7 protein-coding genes are annotated in these 6,539 nt (G+C 71.0%); 1 reads left to right on the plus strand and 6 read right to left on the minus strand.

Annotation, left to right across the window (positions count from 1 at the left end; genetic code table 11):
* Positions 1-77: 77 nt before the first annotated feature.
* From ACFY5C_RS32780 to ACFY5C_RS32800, 5 genes are all read right to left on the minus strand, one after another.
* On the minus strand, positions 78-1,133 hold the full coding sequence (locus ACFY5C_RS32780) for a polyprenyl synthetase family protein (protein ID WP_389451164.1): 1,056 nt from the start codon (positions 1,131-1,133) through the stop codon (positions 78-80).
* Positions 1,123-1,401 (minus strand): polyprenyl synthetase, encoded by a 279-nt coding sequence (locus tag ACFY5C_RS32785; protein WP_389451167.1) that lies wholly within the window; start codon positions 1,399-1,401, stop codon positions 1,123-1,125. Before ACFY5C_RS32785 ends, ACFY5C_RS32780 begins: the two co-directional genes overlap by 11 nt.
* 332 nt (positions 1,402-1,733) lie before the next feature.
* Positions 1,734-3,374, minus strand: coding sequence for a TlrC/CarA/OleB/SrmB family ABC-F type ribosomal protection protein (locus ACFY5C_RS32790; protein WP_389451170.1), 1,641 nt, complete (start codon positions 3,372-3,374; stop codon positions 1,734-1,736).
* A 563-nt stretch (positions 3,375-3,937) separates the two neighbouring features.
* The gene (locus ACFY5C_RS32795) at positions 3,938-4,387 is read right to left on the minus strand and encodes an SRPBCC family protein (protein ID WP_389451172.1); all 450 of its coding nucleotides are present in this window, start codon (positions 4,385-4,387) and stop codon (positions 3,938-3,940) included.
* An 80-nt stretch (positions 4,388-4,467) separates the two neighbouring features.
* Positions 4,468-4,956 carry a DinB family protein gene (locus ACFY5C_RS32800; RefSeq protein WP_389451214.1) on the minus strand — a complete coding sequence of 163 codons (489 nt, stop codon included), beginning with the start codon at positions 4,954-4,956 and terminating at the stop codon, positions 4,468-4,470.
* A 398-nt stretch (positions 4,957-5,354) separates the two neighbouring features.
* On the opposite strand from ACFY5C_RS32800, the gene ACFY5C_RS32805 reads away from it, so the two are divergent.
* Positions 5,355-5,963 carry a helix-turn-helix domain-containing protein gene (locus ACFY5C_RS32805; RefSeq protein ID WP_389451175.1) on the plus strand — a complete coding sequence of 203 codons (609 nt, stop codon included), beginning with the start codon at positions 5,355-5,357 and terminating at the stop codon, positions 5,961-5,963.
* A gap of 231 nt (positions 5,964-6,194) precedes the next feature.
* On the opposite strand, the gene ACFY5C_RS32810 is transcribed toward ACFY5C_RS32805, so the two are convergent.
* The coding region (locus ACFY5C_RS32810) for a DNA-directed RNA polymerase subunit alpha C-terminal domain-containing protein (RefSeq protein ID WP_389451178.1) at positions 6,195-6,539 on the minus strand (345 nt) is incomplete at its 5' end.

Genomic DNA, 6,539 nt, shown 5'->3' on the forward strand with positions numbered 1-6,539 from the left:
TTTCTTCGGGACGGTCGACGACCGGTGCGGGGGTCGGCGGCCGGGCATGGCATGGGTGTGGCGCAGGGTGCAGAAGTTCAGGACTGGCGGTCCGCCGCGGACTGCGCCAGCGCGGTCAAGGCGCTTGCGGCATGCGCCGGTACGGCCAGCTCGTGAAGAGCGCCAAGTGCCTCATGGACGCGCGCGCTGATCATGTCCTCGATGCGGTCGGGTGCCATCAGCCGGCGCATCACCTCGCGCACCGCGTCCAGCGCATCCGCGTCCGGGCGGCGGCGGCCCAGCAGGGTGCGCAGCCGTTCGCGGTCTCCGGCACCGGCGAGGCGCCAGGTCTCCGCCAGCAGAGCCGTGGGCCGGTGGCCGCGCACATCGTCGGCGTTGGCCTTGCCAGTGCGTTCCGGGTCTCCGAACAGGCCAAGCAGGTCGTCCCGCAGCTGGAAGGCCTCGCCCAGCGGCAACCCGTAGGCGCAGTAGCCCTCGCGCAGCCGCGCCCCTGCCCCGGCCAGGGCGCCGCCGATCAGCAGGGGTTGCTCCACGGTGTACTTGGCGGTCTTGTACCGGATCACCTTCAGCGACGCGGCCGTGTCCGGACCGGCTCCGGTGCGCAGGATCTCCAGGCACTCGCCCGCGATCAGCTCGCGGGCCATCACCGACCACAAGGGGCGAGCCCGGGCGAGATATGCGGCGGGTAGCCCGCTGGTGGCGAACAGCTGCCCGGCCAGCGCCATGAGCAGGTCCCCGACCAACATCGCCAGCGACCTCGCAGCGGCGTCGGCGCGTGGCCGGCGCCGCACGGCACCACGCAGCGCGATGTGCGCTGTGGGGCGCCCGTGCCGCAGCGGGCTGTCGTCGATGAGATCGTCGTGCACGACTGCGGCGGCGTGCACCAGCTCCATGGAGGCCGCCGCCCGCACCAAGGCGTCGCTGTCCGGCTGTCCCACCGCACGCCAGCCCCAGTAGCAGAAGGCCGCCCGCAGCCGCTTGCCGTCCGCGACCGCCGCCTCCAACTGCTCGGCCACCGGCGTCAGGAGCGGGTCGATCTCGGCGAACTGGTCGGCCTCCTGGGCGACGAACTGGTGCAGTCCCTCGTCGATGCGGGCCTTGAACGCGGCCGGCTCCCACCGCTCAGACGTCATCGGCTGCCTTCCGGGCCTGGGCGTGCCGGGCGAGAATCTCCAGGTGAGCCGGGGGCACGGCAGCGTACCGGTCCAGCGCCAGGCGCCCACGTGCCATCAGCTCGTTCTCGGCCTGCGCCGCCAGCTCCGCGGTGTCCGAGCGGCGCAGCAGCCCTCGCAGCGTCCCCACGGCCGAGCCCAGCGTGCTCACCGCCAGATCGGCCAGGCCGGCCACGAGCAACACCGCCTGCTCGTCCAAGCCTTCACGCCGTCCCGCTTCTCGCGTCATGGTCTTCCCCACCCCACAGAACGTTCCAGCGGCGCCGGTCACGCGCCGTGCTTCCGAGCATCGGGCAGACCGGGCACGAGGGCAGAGGAACTCACGATCGGGTGATCACATCGCTCGGCAGTACGGAACGCGGATCAACGGTGCCTCCAGCGTCCGTGTGTCCGTGCGTCCGTGCGTCCGTGCGTCCGTGCGTCCAGCGTCCGCGTGTCCGTGCGTCCGCGTGTCCATGCGTCCGCGGGTCCGTGCGTCCGCGCTTCGCGCTGCAGTTGGCGGCCTGGTGCTCGGCGACGGTGCCGTCGCGATCCGATGCCAGGCCGCCTACCCCCCGGCCGTCATCCCTGGCTGATCCTGGCCGTGTCCGGCAAGTGCAGGTGCTCGCCCCGGAACTGCGTCCGCAGTGCGCGGTCATGAGTGACCAGGACGATTGCCCCCGGGTAGTGGGCCAGCGCGGCCTGCACTTCTTCGACCAGCGCGGGGGAGAAATGGTTCGTCGGCTCGTCGAGCAGAAGGAGATCGACGGGCTCGGACACCAGCCGCGCCAGGTCCACGCGGCGGCGCTGGCCGTACGACAACTCGCCGATGCGGAGCCGGAGTTGCGCCGGGCGGAAGAGGCCCAGGGCAAGCAGGGCGTCCGCGTGCTCGTCGGCGGAGCCCACGCGGCCCAGCGCGAACGCCTCCGCCACCGTCAGGTCCGGCGGCCATGGCGTCTCGTCCTGGCGCAGATGGCCCACCCGGCCCGGCACCTGAACCGAACCCTCGTCGGGCCGCACCTCACCTGCGAGCAGCCTCAGCAGCGTGGTCTTGCCCGCACCGTTGGGTCCGGTGACCAGCAGCCGCCCGGAAGCACCAAGGGTGAGGGAGTCCAGTCGAAGGCGGTGCCCGACGCGTACGTCCGACAGCTGAAGCGAGGGGAGATCCGTCGCTGACACATCTGCGCCGTCCCCGGTCGTCCCGATGCGCGCGGTGAAGGTCAGCGGCTCCGGCGGCGGCGCCACCGGGTTCGCTGTCAGCCGGCCTACCCGCTCACGCGCGTTGCGGATTCGAGCCATCGCGCCGTGCGCCCGGCCGCGGGCCCGGAAGCCGCCGTGGCCGAAGTTGGCCAGCGGCGCCTTGCGCGGGATGCCGTCGAGGCGGACGGCATGGCCGGCCGCCAGCCGCTCGTTGCGGGCCAGTTCGGCACGCCAGTCCTGGTACTCCTGGAGCCTGTTGCGGCGTTCCGCCGCCTTGGCGGTGCGGTAGCCGGCGTAGCCGTCTCCGTACCGCGTGACCTTTCCCGCCTCGGCCTCGAGGACGGTGGAGGTCAGGCGCTCCAGGAAGACGCGGTCATGGGTGACCGCGAGAACCGTGCCGCGGTGTGTCCGCAGCTGCGCCTCCAGCCACTGAACGGCATGGTCGTCCAGGTCGTTCGTCGGCTCGTCCAGGAGCAGCAGCTCCGGGCGGCCGGCGAGGACGGCGGCCAGGGCCAGCCGGGAGCGCTCGCCGCCGGAGAGGGTGCCGAGTCGTCGGTCGCGGGGAAGTGCGGGCAGGCCGAGATGGTGCAGTGCGAGGTCGACGCGATGTTCGGCGGCGTAGCCCTCGCGCGCCTCGTAGCGTTCGAGGAGGGCGGCGTACGCCGCGAGTGCCGTCGGGTCGGTGCCGTCGCCGAGCGCCTGCTCGGCCCGGCGCAGCTCCGCCTCCAGTGTGCGCAGATCCGCGAGGGCCAGGTCGACGGCCTCCTGGACGGTGGCGGTCGGGGGCAGGGGGATGGTCTGCGGCAGGTAGCCGATGCCGTCGGCGGCGGTCACGGTCAACTCGCCGCTGTCCGGGCGTTCCTGGCCGGCGATGAGCCGCAGAAGGGTGGACTTGCCGGAGCCGTTGTCACCGATGAGCCCGGCCTTCTCGCCCGGCTTCAGGGTGAAGGAGACCTGGTCGAGGACAGTGCGGCCGGGATAGCGCTTGGTGACGTGATGAAGGGTGAGTTGTGAGCAGTGCATGAGTGGGTCCCTCCTGGCCGCGGGCTTCGGCCCGGGCCGGATCGGGTGGATGAGAGGGCACGGTGGGGCGCGGCGATGGCGGAGCGGTGCTCTACGCCGTCGGCGCCGGCTTTCTCACAGGGAACCCATGCGGAGGACGGTACGACATCACGGTAGGTTTGGCAAGACGATACGTCTCGTAGCGTAGCCAGGGGAGTTGAGAACCCGGGTGACATGGGACGGCCGCATCGCCCTCGCGCCGGTGCCGCCCCCGCCCGGGCTTCGTGCTTGGTGAACGACGTGAGTTGTGCCGTTCGCGCTCCTGCCCCTGCACCAGCCCCTCGGCGAAGGCGGCCGAGCAGCGGGTTATATGCCGTCAAGGGACGCCGTCCGACGGGGAGTTGGGCCCCCGTGTTGTCTGTCCCGGCAGCGTGTGGGGCGGCGATACCACTTGCGCTCACCCGGCACGATGGGGGCCGCACCGGCGACGAACTGTCCCCATTCGGTGATCGCCGACGACGGGCTGTTGTCCGGTCGGCCGGCCGGATGCGCGGGCCCGTGGAACTCGTGCTGGAGCGTGCGCCTCACTGGGTCAGTTCGCACTCCTCGGCGTAGCGGGCCAGTCCCGCCGCCATGTCCTGCATGAACTTCTGGAGATAGCGCGGCATGACCCAGCGCAGCAGCCGGTTCGTCTCGTACTCGCCGTACCAGTGGATGATTGTGCCGTCGCTGGATGTCGGCTCAAGCTCGATGCGCGCTCGATAGTTGTGCAGAGACGGATTGAACGCGTCCTCGTAGGCCAGGAGGCGTTGCTCGACCTTCTCGGTCAGCCGTTCGCCGGTCACTGTGCGTCCCGTCCGGAAAGCCCGGACGGCGCCGATGCCGTCGTCGCCGCCGGGGTCGAGGCCGTGCGACCGAGTTGTGTCCAGGCTGTCGACTTTGGACCACACTGGCCAGGTCGTGGCGTCGACCAGCAGCCTCCAGACGATCTCCGGCGAGGCGCTGGTGGTCACGGTGACGTCGTAGTGATGCATGGCCAAGGGCTCCTGTGCGCGGATGCAGGCGGCGTCGCCGGTCAGGACGACGCAGTCCAAGCGGTGGTGGGGCTGGGCGTTCAGCGTCCGGTCGAGCCGTCGATCAGTTCGCGCAGGATGTCGGCGTGGCCGGCATGACGGCCGGTCTCTTCGATCATGTGGACGAGGGCCCAGCGGACGGAGGGAGCGGGCCTTTCGGGCCGGGAGCGGGGGAGTTGTGCGTCGAGATCGGCGCACTCGTCGAGTACCTCGTTGGCGAACTCGACCGTCTGCCGGTAGCGGGCCGTGATGTCGGCGACGGTGTCCGCCGGTTCGGCCTGGAAGGTCGCCTTCCAGTCGGAGACGGTGTCCCCGAGGAACAGCGCGCGCTCGACGAAGGTGAGGTGGTTGAGCAGGCCGAGGAGGTTCGTGCCCGAGGCCACCGCGGCTGTGCGGACCTGCGGTTCGGGTGCGCCTTCGACCTTCGCGGCGATCGAGGCGCGGAGGTAGTCGAGGAAAGCGCGCAGGATCTCTGTCTCGCTGCCCCCGGTGCGGGGCGGCGGAGTATCGACACGGCGGTTGCGGCGCATGGGGGCGGGCACGGCGGTCGCCTTCCTTCGTGGGGCGGCGATGGTGGCCGCCGGGTCTCGGGTCTCGGGTATCGGGTGTCGGGAGTCTGGGCCGGGTGGTACGGCGTGACCGTGACGGGGTCGGTCCGCCGTAGAAGTGCGTCGGCCTGTTCGATCGATCACGCCCCGGACTCATGGGACGGGAGGGCCAGGCAGGGGCCAGGGGTGTGGTGACCTCCCGCGGCGTGGACCGCTCGGTGGCCGTGATGTGCGACTCCTGGCCGGCGAGTCGCAACGCGCCGCAAACGTCGCCGCATCGATGGTGCTCATCAGCAAGCTCCTCGCGTCGGTATGCGCTCAGTCTTGCCGGGCCTGCCGCAGCCTGGCACGGAAACTTGCGGTTATGGCAAGGTGGCCTGGTGGAGCGCACGACGGAGGACGACGTGCTGGACGCGGTGGGGCCGAGGCTTCGTTCGCTGCGTCGTGACCGCGGCATCACCCTCGCCGCCCTCGCGGCGGCGACCGGCGTGTCGGAGAGCACCTTGTCCCGGCTGGAGAGCGGCCGGCGCCGGGCGAGCCTGGAACTGCTGCTGCCGCTGGCCCGGATCTACGACGTTCCGTTGGACGACCTCGTCGGTGCCCCGCGCACCGGCGATCCCCGGGTACACCTGAAGCCGGTCCGGCGATTCGGGATGACCTTCGTGCCCCTGTTCCGGCAACCGGGCGGGGTCCACGCCTTCAAGATGATCATTCCCGCCCAGCCGGAACCCCTCGAGCCGACCCCTCAGACCCACGAAGGCGTCGAATGGCTCTACGTACTCAACGGTCGCCTGCGGCTCGTGCTGGGTGAGCGCGACCTGACTTTGCCGCCCGGGGAAGCAGCCGAGTTCGACACGTCCCTGCCGCACTGGCTGGGCACCGCCGACGGTGGCGCGGTCGAGCTTCTCATCCTGTTCGGCCTGCAAGGGGTGCGTTCGCATCTGCGTACGGCGCCCGACCCGTCGCCGTACGGTGGAGGCCGGGAGTGAACTCAGCGAACTGAATGGTCTGCCCCGGCAGGCATCGGACAGACCGCGTCACCCGCACCAGGGGGGACAGGAGGCAGGGCGAGGCGGCGGCCGCCTTCGCCAACTTGAGTCAGACTCGGGCGGCTTGGGCGTCTGCATCCGCGCTGCTGGACCCTTGGGAGGTCGGGTGCTGTCGGCCCGTGCTCGTCGCTGACTCCGCTGCCTTCCTGTCCCCGCGATCCGGCGTCACCTTCAGTACTGCTCGGTCTCCACAAAGCCGGCGTCCGCGTCGTCGTCGGCGCCGAAGGCGTCGGCAGCGGCGGTCGGGTCGAATCCGGGCGGGCTGTCCTTCAGGGCGAGACCCAGCCCGGCCAGCTTCGCCTTGACCTCGTCGATGGACTTCGCACCGAAGTTACGGATGTCCAGGAGGTCGGCCTCGGAACGCGCCAGGAGCTCACCCACGGAGTGGACGCCCTCGCGCTTGAGGCAGTTGTAGGAGCGGACGGTGAGCTCCAGCTCCTCGATCGGCAGCGCCAGATCAGCGGCGAGCGCGGCGTCCGTCGGGGACGGACCCATGTCGATGCCCTCGGCGTCGAT

The sequence above is a fragment of the Streptomyces sp. NPDC012935 genome (assembly GCF_042900345.1).
GTDB lineage: Bacteria > Actinomycetota > Actinomycetes > Streptomycetales > Streptomycetaceae > Streptomyces.